General features: G+C 59.8%; 15 protein-coding genes. 8 read left to right on the top strand and 7 right to left on the bottom strand.

Annotated elements, in window-relative coordinates; genetic code table 11:
• Positions 1-206 precede the first annotated feature (206 nt).
• The 7 genes from ACEN8Q_RS20595 to ACEN8Q_RS20565 all read left to right on the top strand — a co-directional run bounded on the left by ACEN8Q_RS20595 (position 207) and on the right by ACEN8Q_RS20565 (position 6673).
• Positions 207-1121 carry an ABC transporter permease subunit gene (locus ACEN8Q_RS20595; protein ID WP_008001868.1) on the top strand — a complete coding sequence of 305 codons (915 nt, stop codon included), beginning with the start codon at positions 207-209 and terminating at the stop codon, positions 1119-1121.
• Between the two features lie 3 nt (positions 1122-1124).
• Positions 1125-2408 carry a high-affinity branched-chain amino acid ABC transporter permease LivM gene (livM, locus tag ACEN8Q_RS20590; RefSeq protein ID WP_413425376.1) on the top strand — a complete coding sequence of 428 codons (1284 nt, stop codon included), beginning with the start codon at positions 1125-1127 and terminating at the stop codon, positions 2406-2408.
• Positions 2405-3280, top strand: coding sequence for an ATP-binding cassette domain-containing protein (locus ACEN8Q_RS20585; protein ID WP_111284314.1), 876 nt, complete (start codon positions 2405-2407; stop codon positions 3278-3280). The genes livM and ACEN8Q_RS20585 overlap by 4 nt, the downstream gene beginning before the upstream one ends.
• Positions 3277-3993: an ABC transporter ATP-binding protein gene (locus ACEN8Q_RS20580; RefSeq protein ID WP_008016858.1), complete on the top strand. Its 717-nt coding sequence runs from the start codon at positions 3277-3279 to the stop codon at positions 3991-3993. The genes ACEN8Q_RS20585 and ACEN8Q_RS20580 overlap by 4 nt, the downstream gene beginning before the upstream one ends.
• Positions 3994-4347: 354 nt before the next feature.
• A complete protein-coding gene (locus tag ACEN8Q_RS20575; protein WP_413425374.1) occupies positions 4348-4536 on the top strand; it encodes a hypothetical protein in 189 nt (62 codons plus the stop codon).
• A 297-nt stretch (positions 4537-4833) separates the two neighbouring features.
• Positions 4834-5595, top strand: a complete 762-nt coding sequence (locus tag ACEN8Q_RS20570) for an SDR family oxidoreductase (protein ID WP_413425372.1) — start codon at positions 4834-4836, stop codon at positions 5593-5595.
• A 172-nt stretch (positions 5596-5767) separates the two neighbouring features.
• Entirely contained in the window at positions 5768-6673 is a 906-nt protein-coding gene (locus ACEN8Q_RS20565; RefSeq protein ID WP_413425370.1) for a cation diffusion facilitator family transporter, read from the top strand.
• A 7-nt stretch (positions 6674-6680) separates the two neighbouring features.
• On the opposite strand, the gene ACEN8Q_RS20560 is transcribed toward ACEN8Q_RS20565, so the two are convergent.
• From ACEN8Q_RS20560 to ACEN8Q_RS20530, 7 genes are all read right to left on the bottom strand, one after another.
• Positions 6681-7814, bottom strand: coding sequence for an AGE family epimerase/isomerase (locus ACEN8Q_RS20560; protein ID WP_413703667.1), 1134 nt, complete (start codon positions 7812-7814; stop codon positions 6681-6683).
• Between the two features lie 113 nt (positions 7815-7927).
• Positions 7928-8500, bottom strand: a complete 573-nt coding sequence (locus tag ACEN8Q_RS20555; RefSeq protein ID WP_413425366.1) for a HupE/UreJ family protein — start codon at positions 8498-8500, stop codon at positions 7928-7930.
• Positions 8501-8529: 29 nt separating this feature from the next.
• Complete coding sequence (gene ureG, locus ACEN8Q_RS20550) at positions 8530-9144, bottom strand: urease accessory protein UreG (RefSeq protein WP_413703666.1); 615 nt, start codon at positions 9142-9144, stop codon at positions 8530-8532.
• A 23-nt stretch (positions 9145-9167) separates the two neighbouring features.
• Positions 9168-9842 (bottom strand): urease accessory protein UreF, encoded by a 675-nt coding sequence (locus ACEN8Q_RS20545; protein WP_413703665.1) that lies wholly within the window; start codon positions 9840-9842, stop codon positions 9168-9170.
• Entirely contained in the window at positions 9839-10339 is a 501-nt protein-coding gene (ureE, locus tag ACEN8Q_RS20540; protein ID WP_413425360.1) for an urease accessory protein UreE, read from the bottom strand. Before ureE ends, ACEN8Q_RS20545 begins: the two co-directional genes overlap by 4 nt.
• A 268-nt stretch (positions 10340-10607) precedes the next feature.
• The gene (locus ACEN8Q_RS20535; RefSeq protein ID WP_008016847.1) at positions 10608-11240 is read right to left on the bottom strand and encodes a TetR family transcriptional regulator; all 633 of its coding nucleotides are present in this window, start codon (positions 11238-11240) and stop codon (positions 10608-10610) included.
• Between the two features lie 172 nt (positions 11241-11412).
• Entirely contained in the window at positions 11413-11967 is a 555-nt protein-coding gene (locus ACEN8Q_RS20530) for a hypothetical protein (RefSeq protein ID WP_413425358.1), read from the bottom strand.
• 380 nt (positions 11968-12347) lie between these two features.
• Between ACEN8Q_RS20530 and ACEN8Q_RS20525 the strand changes: the two genes are divergently transcribed.
• The gene (locus tag ACEN8Q_RS20525; protein WP_413425441.1) at positions 12348-14417 is read left to right on the top strand and encodes an AsmA family protein; all 2070 of its coding nucleotides are present in this window, start codon (positions 12348-12350) and stop codon (positions 14415-14417) included.
• Positions 14418-14479 lie beyond the last annotated feature (62 nt).

The raw sequence follows: 14479 nt of genomic DNA, 5'->3' as shown, positions 1-14479 counted from the left end.
TTGTAGGAGCGGGCTTGCCCGCGAATGCGCCAGATCAGTCGACATCAATGTTGGCTGATACACCGCTTTCGCTGGCAAGCCAGCTCCTACAGGGGGCGGTGATGGGCTGCCTGATCGTGGCTGACATTGCTCCGACGTAAATCTGTATTTTCCTTAGAAGAACCGCACAGCCACATGTGCAGGTTCTCATTGCGTGAGATTGCGTTATGGATGGTATTTTCCTGCAGCAACTGGTCAACGGCCTGACCCTCGGGTCGGTCTATGGCCTGATCGCCATCGGCTACACAATGGTCTATGGCATCATCGGCATGATCAACTTCGCCCACGGCGAGGTTTACATGATTTCCGCTTACCTCGCGGCAATCAGTCTGGCTCTGCTGGCATACTTCGGTATTGAATCCTTCCCCCTGTTGATGCTCGGTACACTGATCTTCACCATCGTCGTCACGGCGGTGTATGGCTGGGTCATCGAGCGTGTTGCCTACAAACCCCTGCGTAACTCCACCCGGCTGGCACCGCTGATCAGCGCCATCGGGATTTCGCTGATCCTGCAAAACTATGCACAGATCGCCCAGGGTGCCCGCCAACAAGGCGTTCCGACACTGCTGACGGGTGCATGGCGAGTAGAAGTCGGGACCGGCTTCGTCCAGCTCACTTACACCAAGATCTTCATTCTGGTCGCAGCGTTTGTCGGGATGGGCCTGCTGACCTATGTCATCAAATACACCAAGCTCGGCCGCATGTGCCGAGCGACCCAGCAAGACCGCAAGATGGCCTCGATCCTGGGGATCAACACCGACCGCATCATTTCCTACGTGTTCATCATCGGTGCAGCGATGGCAGCCCTGGCCGGTGTGCTGATTACCATGAACTACGGCACGTTCGACTTCTATGCAGGCTTCGTCATCGGCATCAAGGCGTTCACCGCAGCGGTGCTCGGCGGGATTGGCTCGCTGCCTGGTGCCATGCTCGGCGGGATCATCCTCGGCATCTCCGAGTCGCTGTTCTCAGGTCTGGTCAACTCGGACTACAAAGACGTCTTCAGCTTCTCGCTGCTGGTTCTCGTTCTGGTCTTTCGGCCCCAGGGCCTGCTCGGCCGTCCTCTTGTGTCGAAGGTGTAAGCGATGTCTTCAACCACTAAAATAACCATTGATCTCAAAAAAAGCCTGGTTGACGCGATTCTTGCCGGCCTCGTGGCCCTGATTGTATTCGGCCCGATTGTCGGCATCGTCCTCGATGGCTATGGCTTCAACCTGGAAGCGACCCGGGTGGCCTGGATTGTCGCTATCGTCATGGCCGGTCGTTTTGCCTTGAGCCTGTTCCTGCAAACCCCAAAGGGCCTGAGAATTCTCGAAGGCTTTGAAAGCACCGGCTCCGGGGTTCATGTACTGGCGCCTGATTACAAATCCCGGTTGCGCTGGATCATCCCGCTGATGATTGCCATCGCCGTGGTGTTCCCGTTTTTCTCCAACTCCTACCTGCTGGGCGTGGTTATCCTCGGGCTGATCTACGTATTGCTGGGGCTGGGTTTGAACATCGTGGTCGGCCTGGCCGGCCTGCTCGACCTGGGTTACGTGGCGTTCTACGCCATCGGCGCCTACGGCCTGGCGCTCGGTTATCAGTACCTGGGGCTGGGTTTCTGGACGGTGTTGCCGCTGGCGGCGATCACGGCCGGCCTGGCCGGTTGCATCCTCGGTTTCCCGGTGCTGCGCCTGCACGGTGACTACCTGGCGATCGTGACCCTGGGCTTCGGTGAAATCATCCGGTTGATCCTCAATAACTGGCTGTCCCTGACCGGCGGCCCGAATGGCATGGCAGCGCCGTTGCCAACCTTCTTCGGCATCGAGTTCGGCAAAAGGGCGAAAGAGGGCGGGGTGCCGTTCCATGAGTTCTTCGGCATCGCCTACAACCCTGATGTGAAGTACTACTTCATCTACGCCGTGTTGTTCCTGGTGGTCCTGGCCGTGCTGCACATCAAGCACCGCCTGACCCGCATGCCGGTCGGCCGTGCCTGGGAAGCGCTGCGTGAAGACGAAATCGCTTGCCGCTCCATGGGCCTGAACCATGTACTGGTCAAGCTCTCGGCGTTCACCATCGGCGCTTCGACGGCTGGTCTGGCCGGGGTGTTCTTCGCCACTTACCAGGGCTTCGTCAACCCGACGTCGTTCACCTTCTTCGAATCGGCGCTGATCCTTGCCATCGTGGTACTCGGCGGCATGGGCTCGACCATAGGCGTCGTCATTGCGGCATTCGTGCTGACCGTGGCTCCGGAACTGCTGCGTGGCTTCGCCGAATACCGCGTGCTGCTGTTCGGCATCCTGATGGTGTTGATGATGATCTGGCGACCGCGCGGCCTGATTCGGATCAGCCGTACCGGTGTGACCCCGCGTAAAGGAGTAGCGCCATGAGCGAAGTCGTACTCAGTGTCGAAAAGCTGATGATGCACTTCGGCGGCATCAAGGCGTTGAACGATGTCAGCCTGAAAGTCCACCGCAATTCGATCTTCGCCCTGATCGGGCCCAACGGCGCCGGCAAAACCACGGTGTTCAACTGCCTGACCGGGTTCTACAAGGCTACCGGCGGCAAAATCGAACTCAATGTGCGTGGTCAGCAGACCAACGTCATCAAATTGCTGGGCGAATCGTTCAAGCCGACCGATTTCGTCTCGCCGAAATCCTTCGCCAGTCGGCTGTTCTACAAGGCGTTCGGCGGCACCCACCTGGTGAACCGTGCCGGGCTGGCTCGGACCTTCCAGAACATTCGCCTGTTCAAGGAAATGTCGGTGCTGGAAAACCTGCTGGTGGCCCAGCACATGTGGGTCAACCGCAACATGCTGGCCGGCATCCTCAACACCAAGGGCTATCGCAAGGCCGAAAGCGATGCGCTGGACCACGCGTTCTACTGGCTGGAAGTGGTGGATCTGGTGGACTGCGCCAACCGCCTGGCCGGTGAGCTGTCCTACGGTCAGCAACGCCGCCTGGAAATCGCCCGCGCCATGTGCACCCGTCCGCAGATCATCTGCCTCGACGAGCCGGCTGCCGGCCTCAACCCTCAGGAAACCGAAGCGCTGAGCGCGATGATCCGGCTGCTGCGCGACGAGCACGATCTGACCGTGGTGCTGATCGAACACGACATGGGCATGGTAATGAGCATTTCCGACCACATCGTGGTGCTGGACCACGGCATCGTCATCGCCGAGGGCGGCCCCGATGCGATTCGTAACGATCCGAAAGTGATTGCGGCCTACCTGGGCGCCGATGAAGAGGAAGTGGTGCTATGAGCCAACCCATCCTCGAACTCAAGGAACTGGATGTGTTTTACGGGCCGATCCAGGCCTTGAAGAAAGTCTCGCTGCACATCAAGGAAGGCGAAACTGTCAGCCTGATCGGCTCCAACGGTGCCGGCAAGTCGACCCTGCTGATGTCGATCTTCGGCCAGCCACGGGCAGCCGACGGGCAGATCCTTTATCAGGGCGTGGACATTACTCACAAGTCGTCCCACTACATCGCCTCCAACGGCATCGCGCAGTCGCCGGAAGGGCGGCGGGTGTTCCCCGACATGACAGTCGAGGAAAACCTGCTGATGGGCACTATCCCGATCGGTGACAAGTACGCCAAGGAAGACATGCAACGCATGTTCGAGCTGTTCCCGCGGCTCGAAGAGCGGCGTACCCAGCGGGCGATGACCATGTCCGGCGGCGAGCAGCAGATGCTCGCCATCGCCCGGGCCCTGATGAGCCGGCCCAAGTTGCTGCTGCTGGATGAGCCGAGCCTGGGCCTGGCGCCGATCGTGGTGAAGCAGATCTTCGCGACCCTGCGTGAACTGGCCAAGACCGGCATGACCATCTTCCTGGTGGAGCAGAACGCCAACCACGCCTTGCGTCTGTCGGACCGGGCGTACGTGATGGTCAACGGCGAAATCCGCATGACCGGCACCGGCAAGGAGCTGCTGGTCAACGAGGATGTGCGCAACGCCTACCTCGGCGGGCACTGATACCTTTCTGAAATACCCACAGCCCCGTCGAGCAATCGCCGGGGCTTTTTCTTATCCCGAACACCACGCCTCCTGTAGGAGCCGAGCATGCTCGCGATGGTCGTCAACGATGACGCGGGCTACCTGAATGCCCGCATTATCCCGACGCTCTTCGCGAGCATGCTCGCTCCTACAGGGGGATCCGGGAAATTGTGGAAAACAATATTCCAAAGCTCCCGAAGCGCGACATAAAGCCGCTGCAAATAGTTGTTTTGCCACGGTTTTGACTTGTCCCCGTTTGCTGTGGAGCCGGCTGTGAATAACGTGGGAGTAGCTGGCTGGAGGCCTTTGAATCCGTGGCCTACAGAGCTGTGATTGTTTTTTGATCAGGCAGTTTTGCGCAACTTCAAGGCTGCTTTGTCAACCTTTTTGTTCGTGATGAAAGTGTGCGGAATCAGCGTGGACAAGCCTGTGGATAAGTCTGTGATTAAACTCTGGAAAGACTCGGCTGAAGGCCGTGGTTACTGGCTTGGCGCCATCGCCGGTTTGACCCGTCAGTCATGAAAATGGCCAAGGGCTACACAGCCGGTACTTGAGGGTCAAGCAAAAAAGTTTTAAAACCCCACGCAAAGCCTTGTGGATAGCGGCTTGCAGCTTTTCCACTTGCCCCCAAAGACTGTGGACCGGCCTGTGGATAACGTGCGCGCACATGGCTGCAGGCCACGTTGGTAAAGGGCTTGCCGGAGTTGAGCGTTTTTTGCACAGCTTGAGCGGTGGTTGCCGCTGCGAACAAGGCCGGGCATGCTGCCTGCTGATTTTCTATTCCAATGGCTGGCGATCAGCCGAAGCAAGGAGAACACGATGTCCAACACCCTGTTTATTACCGGCGCGACCTCCGGTTTTGGTGAAGCCTGTGCCCGTCGTTTTGCCGAGGCCGGCTGGAAACTGGTGCTGACGGGGCGTCGTGAAGAGCGCCTCAATGCGCTGTGCGCCGAGCTGTCCCAGCAAACGGAAGTCCATGGCCTGGTGCTCGACGTGCGTGATCGCAAGGCCATGGAGGAGGCGATTGCCAATCTGCCGCCATCCTTTGCCAAACTGCGCGGGTTGATCAACAACGCCGGGCTGGCCCTGGGTGTTGACCCGGCACCCAAGTGCGACCTGGACGATTGGGACACGATGGTCGATACCAACGTCAAAGGCCTGATGTACAGCACACGTCTGCTGTTGCCACGCCTGATTGCCCACGGTCGTGGTGCCGGCATCGTCAACCTGGGTTCCATCGCCGGCAACTATCCGTACCCGGGCAGCCACGTGTATGGCGCGACCAAAGCGTTCGTCAAACAGTTCTCCCTGAACCTGCGCTGCGACCTGCAAGGCACGGGCGTACGGGTCAGCAACATCGAGCCGGGCCTGTGCGAGAGCGAGTTTTCGCTGGTGCGTTTTGCCGGTGACCAGGAGCGCTACAACGCCACTTACGCGGGCGCCGAGGCGATTCAGCCGCAAGACATCGCCGAAACCATCTTCTGGGTGCTCAACGCCCCGGCACACATCAACATCAACAGCCTGGAGCTGATGCCGGTGAGCCAGACCTGGGCCGGGTTTGCCATCGACCGTAAATCTTAAGACCGTATAACGGCTATTCGCGAGCAAGCCCGCTCCCACAGGTTCAACGTAATCCTTGTGGGAGCGGGCTTGCTCGCGAAGGGGCCGGAACAGGCAAAACCGGACATCAGCTAGACTCCTCCCTCAAGCTACCCGCCACACCCGGCGGTCCAGAGGTACCAGAGGAGATCAAGTGAGTAATCGAGGCGAGCAGTCGCTGCTCAAACAATCGACCTTCCTGATGCTCGCCGTGACATTTGCCGGGATCATCACCGGTTTTGTTTCAGGTGCCCAATCCATCCTGTTCGATGGCTTCTTTTCGTTAATCGCGGCCTTCATCAAGGTCCTGATGCTGATCACCGCCCGGCTGATCGCCAAAGAAAGCAATCAGCGCTTCCAATTCGGTTCCTGGCACCTGGAGCCCATGGTGCTGGTGATCGAAGGTTGTTTCATATTCCTGGTGGCTGTTTATGCGTTTCTCAACGGTGTGTTCGGCATCATCAGTGGTGGCCGCGAGGTCGAACTAGGCCTGGTGATCGTCTATGCGGCGGTGTTCACCGTCGTCGAGCTCATTTATTTCTTCTACGTCCGCCATCGCAATCGCACACTCAAATCATCACTGATCCAGTTCGACAACATCAGCTGGCTGGTGGACGCGATGCTGTCGGCGGGCCTGCTGGTGAGTTTCCTGATCGCGCTGCTGCTCAAGACTCAGGGGTACGACAAGTGGGCGGTGTATGTCGATCCGATGATCCTGATTCTGCTGGCCTTGGGCATGCTCCCCCCGGCCTTCAAAATCCTTGGCCCGGCCTTACGCGATGTGCTGGGGATCGTCCCGGATCAACTGGACGACAAGGTGCGTCAGGTGATGGAGGTGGCGAAGGTCGAGCATGGTTTCGACGATTACATTTCCTACGTGCAGAAACACGGCAGGGCCTGTTTCATCGAAATACACATCGTGTTGCCGAAGGATTACTGGCTGGACGGCGTGGGGCAACTGGACAGTCTGCGTGAGGAAATTTCCACAAGGCTTGGCGAGCCGGACGCCGCGCGATGGCTGACCATCAGCTTTACCGGGGATCGCAAGTGGATTGAGTGATTGGATTTCACCTTGTGGCGAGATATTCCGCCAACCCGCGATAACAGGTCGCCAGGTGATAAGGCGTGGTTGACGGCATGTCCTTGCGGCTCACTTCGCCCTGCTCATCGCGACACTCATACCAACCGCCCGTATGCAGAAAGCGCTGTTGCAACGCCTGCAATTGGCGTTGTACCGATGCTTCACTGCCCGGGCGCAAGGTCAGGGCACGCAAGTATTCGGCCTGTGCCCAGATGCGTTGGGTTGCGTCGCGAGGGTGGTCGTCCAGTTCCAGCATCGCTCCCACGGCACCGGTCTGCTGATCGACACCCCGTTGCTCGGTGAACGCAAACGCGCGCTCCAGCGAGGCATGCAGTGTCGAGCCGCGCAGCAGTGGCGAGGATTGCAACAGGAAATACCATTCGAACTGATGGCCCGGCTCGAACCAGTTATCCACAGCTCCGAGCGGCTTCTCCATCAACACCGCGCGTTGCGGGTCGATGAAGCGCTTTTGCATGGCTGTGCATAACTCGACGAGCGCGTTCTGCACAGCCGCGTCTTCGCGCACCGACAGAGTGGCGAGGAAGGCTTCGGCCAAATGCATCAGAGGATTCTGCAATGGCCCGGAGTCGAGCGAGGACCAATCACGGTCCAGGCTGGCTTCGTACAGGCCGTCGCCGGTGGCGAAGCGCTGCGACACCACTTCCAGTGCGGCGTTGAGCACTGATTCCACCAATGGCTCGCGGACCTTGTCCCAATAATGCGCGCAGGCGAACAGGATAAAGGCGTGGGTGTAGAGGTCCTTGCGCTGATCCAGCGGCGTACCTTGCGGGTCGATGCTGTAGAACCAGCCGCCATGCTCGGCATCGTGGAAATGCCGTTGCAAGGAACGGAAAAGCGCCGCCGCGCGTTCTTCAGCCTTGGGCACCTGACCGATCAGGCTGGCAAACAGGTACAACTGCCGCGCACAGGCCATGGCCCGGTAGCGTTGTGGGGGCAGCGGCCGATGTTCGGCATCCAGCGCTTCGTAGGGCAACGCCATGTCGGCATTCCAGCCCGGGCCCTGCCAGAGCGGCACGATGACGTTCAGGAAATGCTGTTGCACCGAGGCGAACAGAGCGGTCAATTCAGGCTGAGAGGCGGAGCGGGAAACAGGCGGCATTGGCTGGCGTCGTCACGGCAGGGGCGATTGCGCGACATGTTAGCAGAGGGGCAGGAATCAAGCTCAAGCGGCAAGCTGCAAGCAAGAGCAGTTCAGCTTGCCGCTTCACGTGATCAACCCGCCAACAACCACACGCCGGTCGCCGCCGAAGCCGCACCCGCCAATCGCACCAACGGTGCCGCCGCCTGCGGCAACACCCGCACCAGCGCATAACCTGCCGCGTGCAACACAGCCGTCGCCGCGACGAAGCCTGCGGCGTAGGTCCAGGGACTCGACATCTCCGGCAGTTCCAGACCATGGGCCACACCATGGAATAGCGCAAACAACGCCGTCGCAGCCAGCGCCATGCCCAGTGGTGGACGCACTGCCAATGCCACCGCCAGGCCCAGCGCCAGTACCGATGCCGCAATCCCGCTTTCCAGTGCCGGCAGGTTCAATCCTTCAAAGCCCAGCAAGCCGCCGATCAGCATGGTGCCCACGAATGTGCATGGTAGGGCCCAGCGCGCAGCACCTTTCTGCTGCGCCGCCCACAACCCCACCGCGAGCATCGCCAGCAGGTGATCGAGACCGCCAAGCGGATGGCTGATACCGGCGATCAAGCCATTGTCGCCGTGCCCCGGATGGGCGAAGGCGAGGGCCGGAGTCAGCAGCAGGGCCAGGGCGCCGAAAATGCGTTTGAGTGTCATGGATAAGCTTCCTTGTTGATAATTCGTAATCAGGCCGCGTTCAGCAAACCCTGGCGTTCGATGAAGGCGATGATCTCTTCCAGACCCAGGCCGGTTTTCTGATTGCTGAACACGAATGGCTTGCCGTTGCGCATGCGCTGCGTGTCGCTGTTCATCATGTCCAGTGAGGCGCCGACCAGCGGCGCCAGGTCAATCTTGTTGATCACCAGCAGGTCGGATTTGCAGATCCCCGGCCCACCCTTGCGCGGCAGTTTGTCGCCGGCGGATACGTCGATCACGTAGATGGTCAGGTCTGACAGTTCCGGGCTGAAGGTCGCGGAGAGGTTGTCGCCACCGGACTCCACGAGAATCAGGTCCAACCCCGGAAAACGGCGATTGAGTTGATCCACGGCTTCGAGGTTGATCGAGGCGTCCTCGCGGATGGCCGTGTGCGGGCAGCCGCCGGTTTCCACGCCAATGATGCGTTCCGGCGCCAGGGCTTCATTGCGCACCAGAAAGTCGGCGTCTTCGCGGGTGTAGATGTCGTTGGTCACGACGGCCAGGTTGTAGCGCTCGCGCAGGGCAAGGCACAGGGCCAGGGTCAGGGCGGTTTTGCCGGAACCGACCGGGCCGCCGATGCCGACACGCAGGGGTTGTGTGTTCATGTGATTCTCCAAAATAAGGGGCCCTAGGAACGGAACAGGCGGCTGTATTGGCGCTCATGGGCCATACACGCCAGGGACAGGCCGAAAGCGGCGCTGCCGTAATGATCGGGATCGATTCGAGTGGCGTTCTGTTGAGCCTGTTGAAGCAGCGGCAACAGTTCGCTGGTCAGGCGCTGGGCGGCTTGCTGACCCAATGGCAAGGTCTTCATTAGCACCGCCAACTGGTTTTCCAGCCAGCTCCACAGCCACGCGGCCAGGGCGTCCTGCGGGTTGATCTGCCAGGCGCGTGCGGCCAATGCCCAACCCAGGGCCAGATGTGGCTCGGTGCGTTGTTCGAGGAAGGCGCGGGCGGCAGTGTCGAGTTCCGGCAAGCCATTGAGCAGTTGCTGCAACGAGTAGCCCATCTGCCGGCTCTCCTGATGCAACTCGCGGGTTTCGCGACTGGCGCGGTGTTCCTCGCAGCGTTGCAGCAATTGGCCCCAGTTGTCCTCACTGGCGGCCATGCAATGGGCGAGCAATAACGGTGCCTCGAAGCGGGCCAGGTTCAGCAACATCTGATCGCTGATCCAGCGTCGGGCGCTGTCGGAGTCGTGAACGCGGCCGTTATCCACCGCCATTTCCAGCCCTTGGGAGTAGCTGTAGCCGCCAATCGGCAATTGTGGGCTGGCCAGGCGCAGCAGTGCCCAGGCCGGGTTCATGGGCGTACGCCGAACTGGTGCAGTTTCGGCGCGTAGTTGAAGTCTTCATCGCCGTGACGCGAATGATGGTGGCCACCGCCATAGGCACCGTGTTCCGGCTGGAACGGCGCTTCGATGTTCGTGGCAACGGCGCCGAGTTGTTCGAGCATAGCCTTGAGCACGTAATCGTCGAGCAGGCGCAACCAGCCGTCGCCGACCTGCAGGGCGACATGGCGGTTGCCCAGGTGATAGGCCGCGCGAGTCAGTTCGAAGGCATTGGCGCAGGTGACGTGCAGCAATTGTTCGGGGCGGGCGCAGACACGCACGATTCGCCCGTCTTCGGCTTGCAGGCATTCGCCGTCATGCAACGGCGGCTGGCCGCGCTCCAAAAACAACCCGACGTCTTCGCCTTCGGCACTGAAACAGCGCAAACGGCTTTTGCTGCGGGCTTCGAACGTAAGGTGCAGTTCGGCGGCCCAAACGGGTTGAGGGTCGATTCTGCGGTGAATCACCAGCATCGGAAGGCTTCCAGCTATGAACATTGTTCAGGCTAGAGCAAGGGGCTTGCCAATCGACGTGATGCGTAGGAAATGCCTGACGGTGGTGTAGGACGGGATTTTTTGATGTGAGGTTTTTGGATGAATTTAGTGCGCTGCTTTTGCGCTGCGCACCAAGATGATGCGATGCGCGCCACTGTAGGAGCGAGCTTGCTCGCGATGGCTGTGTGTCTGTCATATGAATGCTGACTGTGCCGACGCCATCGCGAGCAAGCCCGCTCCCACAGGTTTACTCAGTGCTGCCCAGCCCTTGCCAATGTTTGAGGCCGATAAAGATAAAACGCAGTTGCTGGGTGATTTTCGCCTGGGGCGTCAGGTGCTCGGGCAAGGCTTCGGTTGGCGGGTCGATGATATCTGGCAGGGTGGCGAACACGCTTTTGACGATCAGATCCGCCATGACGCTCAGGTCTGCGATGTCCAGATGCTGCAGTTTCGGCATCAGTGACAAATCCGCCGCCAGGTCCGAACTGATGTCTTCACGCAAACGGCCGATGGCCTTGCGTACCGGCAGCGAACCGCCGTATTGCTCGCGGGCGAGAAACAGGAACTGCGAACGGTTGGCGCTGACCACATCGAGAAAGATCCGCACCGAGGCATCGATGATGCCGCCCATCACGAATTCGTTGTGTCGTACCAGGCGAATGGTTTCGCGGAATGTCTGGCCGACTTCGCTGACCAGCACCAGGCCCAGTTCATCCATATCGGCAAAATGGCGGTAGAAACCGGTCGGTACGATGCCGGCGGTTTTCGCTACTTCGCGCAGGCTCAGGCTGCCGAATCCTCGGCCGCCGTCCATCAGGCGCCGGGCAGCGTCCATCAGGGCGTTACGGGTCTGTTGCTTCTGTTCGGCGCGGGGCAGCATCGCAAGGGCGTTTTCTGGACAGGGACGCGGCGCACTCTAGCAAATCGGCTTTGCCTGCGTCGAACGACTGTGGGGGGATCGAGCGGGGAAGTGCGACATCTATCAAGCGGACCGCTGAAAAGTCAAAAGCCCAATCCGGGGATTGGGCTTCTTTTCAGGGCGGCCATGGGGCTTAGCTCAGGGCACTGTTGCGTTCGATCACACGATCACCACCGCCTTCAGCAAGGGTTTGACCTTGTGGGGTACGATCCGAACCGCCTTCAGCAAGGGTTTGACCTTGTGGGGTACGATCCGAACCGCCTTCAGCGAGGGTTTGACCTTGTGGAGTGCGGTCGGAACCGTCGGCAGCAAGGGTTTGACCTTGTGGGGTGCGATCCGAGCCATCAGCGGCAAGGGTTTGACCTTGTGGGGTGCGATCCGAACCGTCAGCGGCAAGGGTCTGGCCCTGTGGAGTGCGATCGGAACCATCGGCAGCCAGGGTTTGGCCTTGTGGAGTACGGTCCGAGCCATCCTGAGTGATCAGGCCTTTTTCTTTCAGGCGATCATTACCGCCTTCGGCAAGGGTCTGACCTTGTGGAGTGCGTTCAGAGCCATCGGCGGCGACAGTCTGGCTGAACACCGAGTGGTTCTGTTTCACTTGTGGCGTAGCCTGGTCAGCGGCTGGCAGGGCAAAAGCAGTGCTGGCCAGCATCGAGAGGGAAAGGCTAAGCAGTAGTTGGCGTTTCATGATTGTTTTGCTCCTTGGGGGGGGGCGAGAAAGTGGGTACGAGAGCAATGCTACTCTCGATAAGTCGATATAAAAGTTCATAAACGCAATGGTAATAATCAACGGAATTGATTGTTTGCTGCGGAGGCTCTAGGCCGGGCGTTTCCGGCGAGTTGATTTGCACCGATGTGGGTATTTTCGACTCACCTGTGACATGCAAAAGTGCGGGGTCGGTAACGCTGGTTGACCAGCTGGTCATTGTTTGACTTTGAGAAAACTGTCTGTCGATTAAACCTGGCGGGTTTTTATCAGTCGTAGACTTCATGGCGAGCCGCTTGCGGTTCCCCGTTTCACATGTGCGTCGCAGTCGGGGCGCCCGGTCGTATCAGGAGCCTTGTGCAATGACGCGCACTCAAAAGACGTTTGTCTGGACCCTTTCCACTTTCCTTACCTTGTTGGTGGTGCTGGTGCTGATCATCGTGTTCTTCGACTGGAACCGGATCAAAGCGCCACTCAACGCCAAAGTTTCCGAAGAACTGCACCGCGCTTTTGCCATCAACGGCAATCTGTCGGTGGCCTGGCAGACCGAACCCGATGAAAACGGCTGGCGCGCCTGGGTTCCGTGGCCCCACGTGGTGGCCGAGGACCTCAGCCTGGGCAATCCGGATTGGTCAAAGCAACCGCAGATGGTCACCCTCAAGCGGGTAGAACTGCGTATTTCTCCCCTGGCATTGCTGGCGCAGCGGGTGGTGATCCCGCGTATCGATCTCACCGAGCCGAATGCCCACCTGCAACGCCTGGCTGACGGGCGCGCCAACTGGACCTTCAAATTCGACCCGAAAGACCCGAACGCCGAGCCCTTCAGCTGGGGGGTGGATATCGGCGCGATCGGCTTCGACAAGGGCCACGTCATCCTCGACGACCAGAGCCTGATGACTCAACTCGACGTGCTGATCGATCCATTGGGCAAACCGGTTCCGTTCAGCGATATCGTCGGCGACAAAGCGGCGAAAGCCGCGCAGGAAAAGGGCTCGTCACCCCAGGATTATGCGTTCGCCCTCAAGGTCAACGGCCAGTACCACGGCCAGAAACTCGCGGGCCAGGGCAAGATTGGCGGGCTGTTGGCGTTGCAGGACGCAGCACGGCCGTTTCCGCTTCAGGCACAGTTGAAGATCGGCGATTCCAGCGTTGAACTGGCCGGTACCCTGACCGATCCGATGAATCTCGGCGCCCTGGACCTGCGCCTGAAACTGGCCGGCACCAGCCTGGGCAACCTCTATCCGCTGACCGGCGTAACCCTGCCGGACACGCCACCCTATGCCACCGACGGCCACCTGATTGCCAGGTTGCACGAGGCCGGTGGCGCGGTGTTCCGCTATGAAGAATTCAACGGCAAGGTCGGTGAGAGCGACATCCACGGCAACCTGACTTACGTGGCCAGCCAGCCACGACCAAAACTCAGCGGCTCGTTGTTGTCCAATCAATTGTTGTTCGCCGATCTGGCGCCGCTGATTGGTGCCGACTCCAACGCCAAACAGAAGGCCCGTGGCGGTGACAGCAAACAACCGGCGGACAAGGTTCTGCCGGTCGAAGAGTTCAAGACCGATCGCTGGCGCGATATGGACGCCGATGTCGAGTTCACCGGCAAGCGCATCGTGCACAGCGAAAAACTGCCATTCAACGACCTGTACACCCATCTGGTGCTCACCGATGGCGTGCTCAGTCTCGAGCCGCTGCGTTTCGGCGTAGCTGGCGGCAAGCTGGATGCGCAGATTCGCCTGAACGGCCATGCCGAGCCGTTGGAGGGCCAGGCAAAACTCACCGCGCGGGGCTTCAAGCTCAAGCAGTTGTTCCCCGGCTTTGAACCAATGAAAACCAGTTTTGGCGAACTCAACGGCGACGCTGATATCAGTGGTCGCGGCAATTCGGTGGCCAAGCTGTTGGGCAGCGCCAATGGCAATCTGAAAATGCTGATCAATGATGGCGCAATCAGTCGCGAACTGATGGAGCTGGCGGGCCTGAACGTCGGCAACTATGTGGTTGGCAAGATCTTTGGCGACAAGGAAGTGAAGATCAACTGCGCGGCCGCTGACTTCGGTATCCAGTCCGGCCTGGCGAGTACCCGCTTGTTTGTGTTCGACACCGAGAACGCGATCATCTACATCGACGGCACCGCCAACATGGCGACTGAACAACTGGACCTGACCATCACCCCGGAATCCAAGGGCTGGCGCCTGCTTTCACTGCGCTCGCCACTGTATGTGCGCGGCAAGTTCATCAAGCCCGATGCCGGGGTCAAGGCCGTGCCGTTGATGCTGCGCGGAGCCGGGATGGTCGCGCTGGGCGTGATCGCCGCGCCGGCGGCAGGGTTGCTGGCGCTGGTGGCACCGAGTGGGGGCGAGCCGAATCAATGCGCGCCGTTGCTGGAGCAGATGAAGGCGGGCAAGGTGCCCAAGACCGTCAAAAACTGATTCGTGCAAACAGTGTTCAAGCGCCGCAAGCCTTCGATTCGGGGGCGCTTGAACGTCGTGCA

The organism is Pseudomonas sp. Pseusp16, from assembly GCF_047324915.1.
Classification (GTDB): domain Bacteria; phylum Pseudomonadota; class Gammaproteobacteria; order Pseudomonadales; family Pseudomonadaceae; genus Aquipseudomonas; species Aquipseudomonas fluorescens_CD.
This window is presented reverse-complemented; position numbering and strand designations above follow the sequence as displayed.

Bases quoted from the DNA above. Each gene is read 5' to 3' on its own strand.
- ureG (WP_413703666.1), bottom strand. From the start codon at position 9,144: ATGAACACACAACCCCTGCGTGTCGGCATCGGCGGCCCGGTCGGTTCC.
- ACEN8Q_RS20570 (WP_413425372.1), top strand. From the start codon at position 4,834: ATGTCCAACACCCTGTTTATTACCGGCGCGACCTCCGGTTTTGGTGAA.
- ACEN8Q_RS20525 (WP_413425441.1), top strand. From the start codon at position 12,348: ATGACGCGCACTCAAAAGACGTTTGTCTGGACCCTTTCCACTTTCCTT.
- ACEN8Q_RS20535 (WP_008016847.1), bottom strand. From the start codon at position 11,240: ATGCTGCCCCGCGCCGAACAGAAGCAACAGACCCGTAACGCCCTGATG.
- ACEN8Q_RS20545 (WP_413703665.1), bottom strand. From the start codon at position 9,842: ATGAACCCGGCCTGGGCACTGCTGCGCCTGGCCAGCCCACAATTGCCG.
- ureE (WP_413425360.1), bottom strand. From the start codon at position 10,339: ATGCTGGTGATTCACCGCAGAATCGACCCTCAACCCGTTTGGGCCGCC.
- livM (WP_413425376.1), top strand. From the start codon at position 1,125: ATGTCTTCAACCACTAAAATAACCATTGATCTCAAAAAAAGCCTGGTT.
- ACEN8Q_RS20555 (WP_413425366.1), bottom strand. From the start codon at position 8,500: ATGACACTCAAACGCATTTTCGGCGCCCTGGCCCTGCTGCTGACTCCG.
- ACEN8Q_RS20595 (WP_008001868.1), top strand. From the start codon at position 207: ATGGATGGTATTTTCCTGCAGCAACTGGTCAACGGCCTGACCCTCGGG.
- ACEN8Q_RS20580 (WP_008016858.1), top strand. From the start codon at position 3,277: ATGAGCCAACCCATCCTCGAACTCAAGGAACTGGATGTGTTTTACGGG.
- ACEN8Q_RS20560 (WP_413703667.1), bottom strand. From the start codon at position 7,814: ATGCCGCCTGTTTCCCGCTCCGCCTCTCAGCCTGAATTGACCGCTCTG.
- ACEN8Q_RS20585 (WP_111284314.1), top strand. From the start codon at position 2,405: ATGAGCGAAGTCGTACTCAGTGTCGAAAAGCTGATGATGCACTTCGGC.
- ACEN8Q_RS20530 (WP_413425358.1), bottom strand. From the start codon at position 11,967: ATGAAACGCCAACTACTGCTTAGCCTTTCCCTCTCGATGCTGGCCAGC.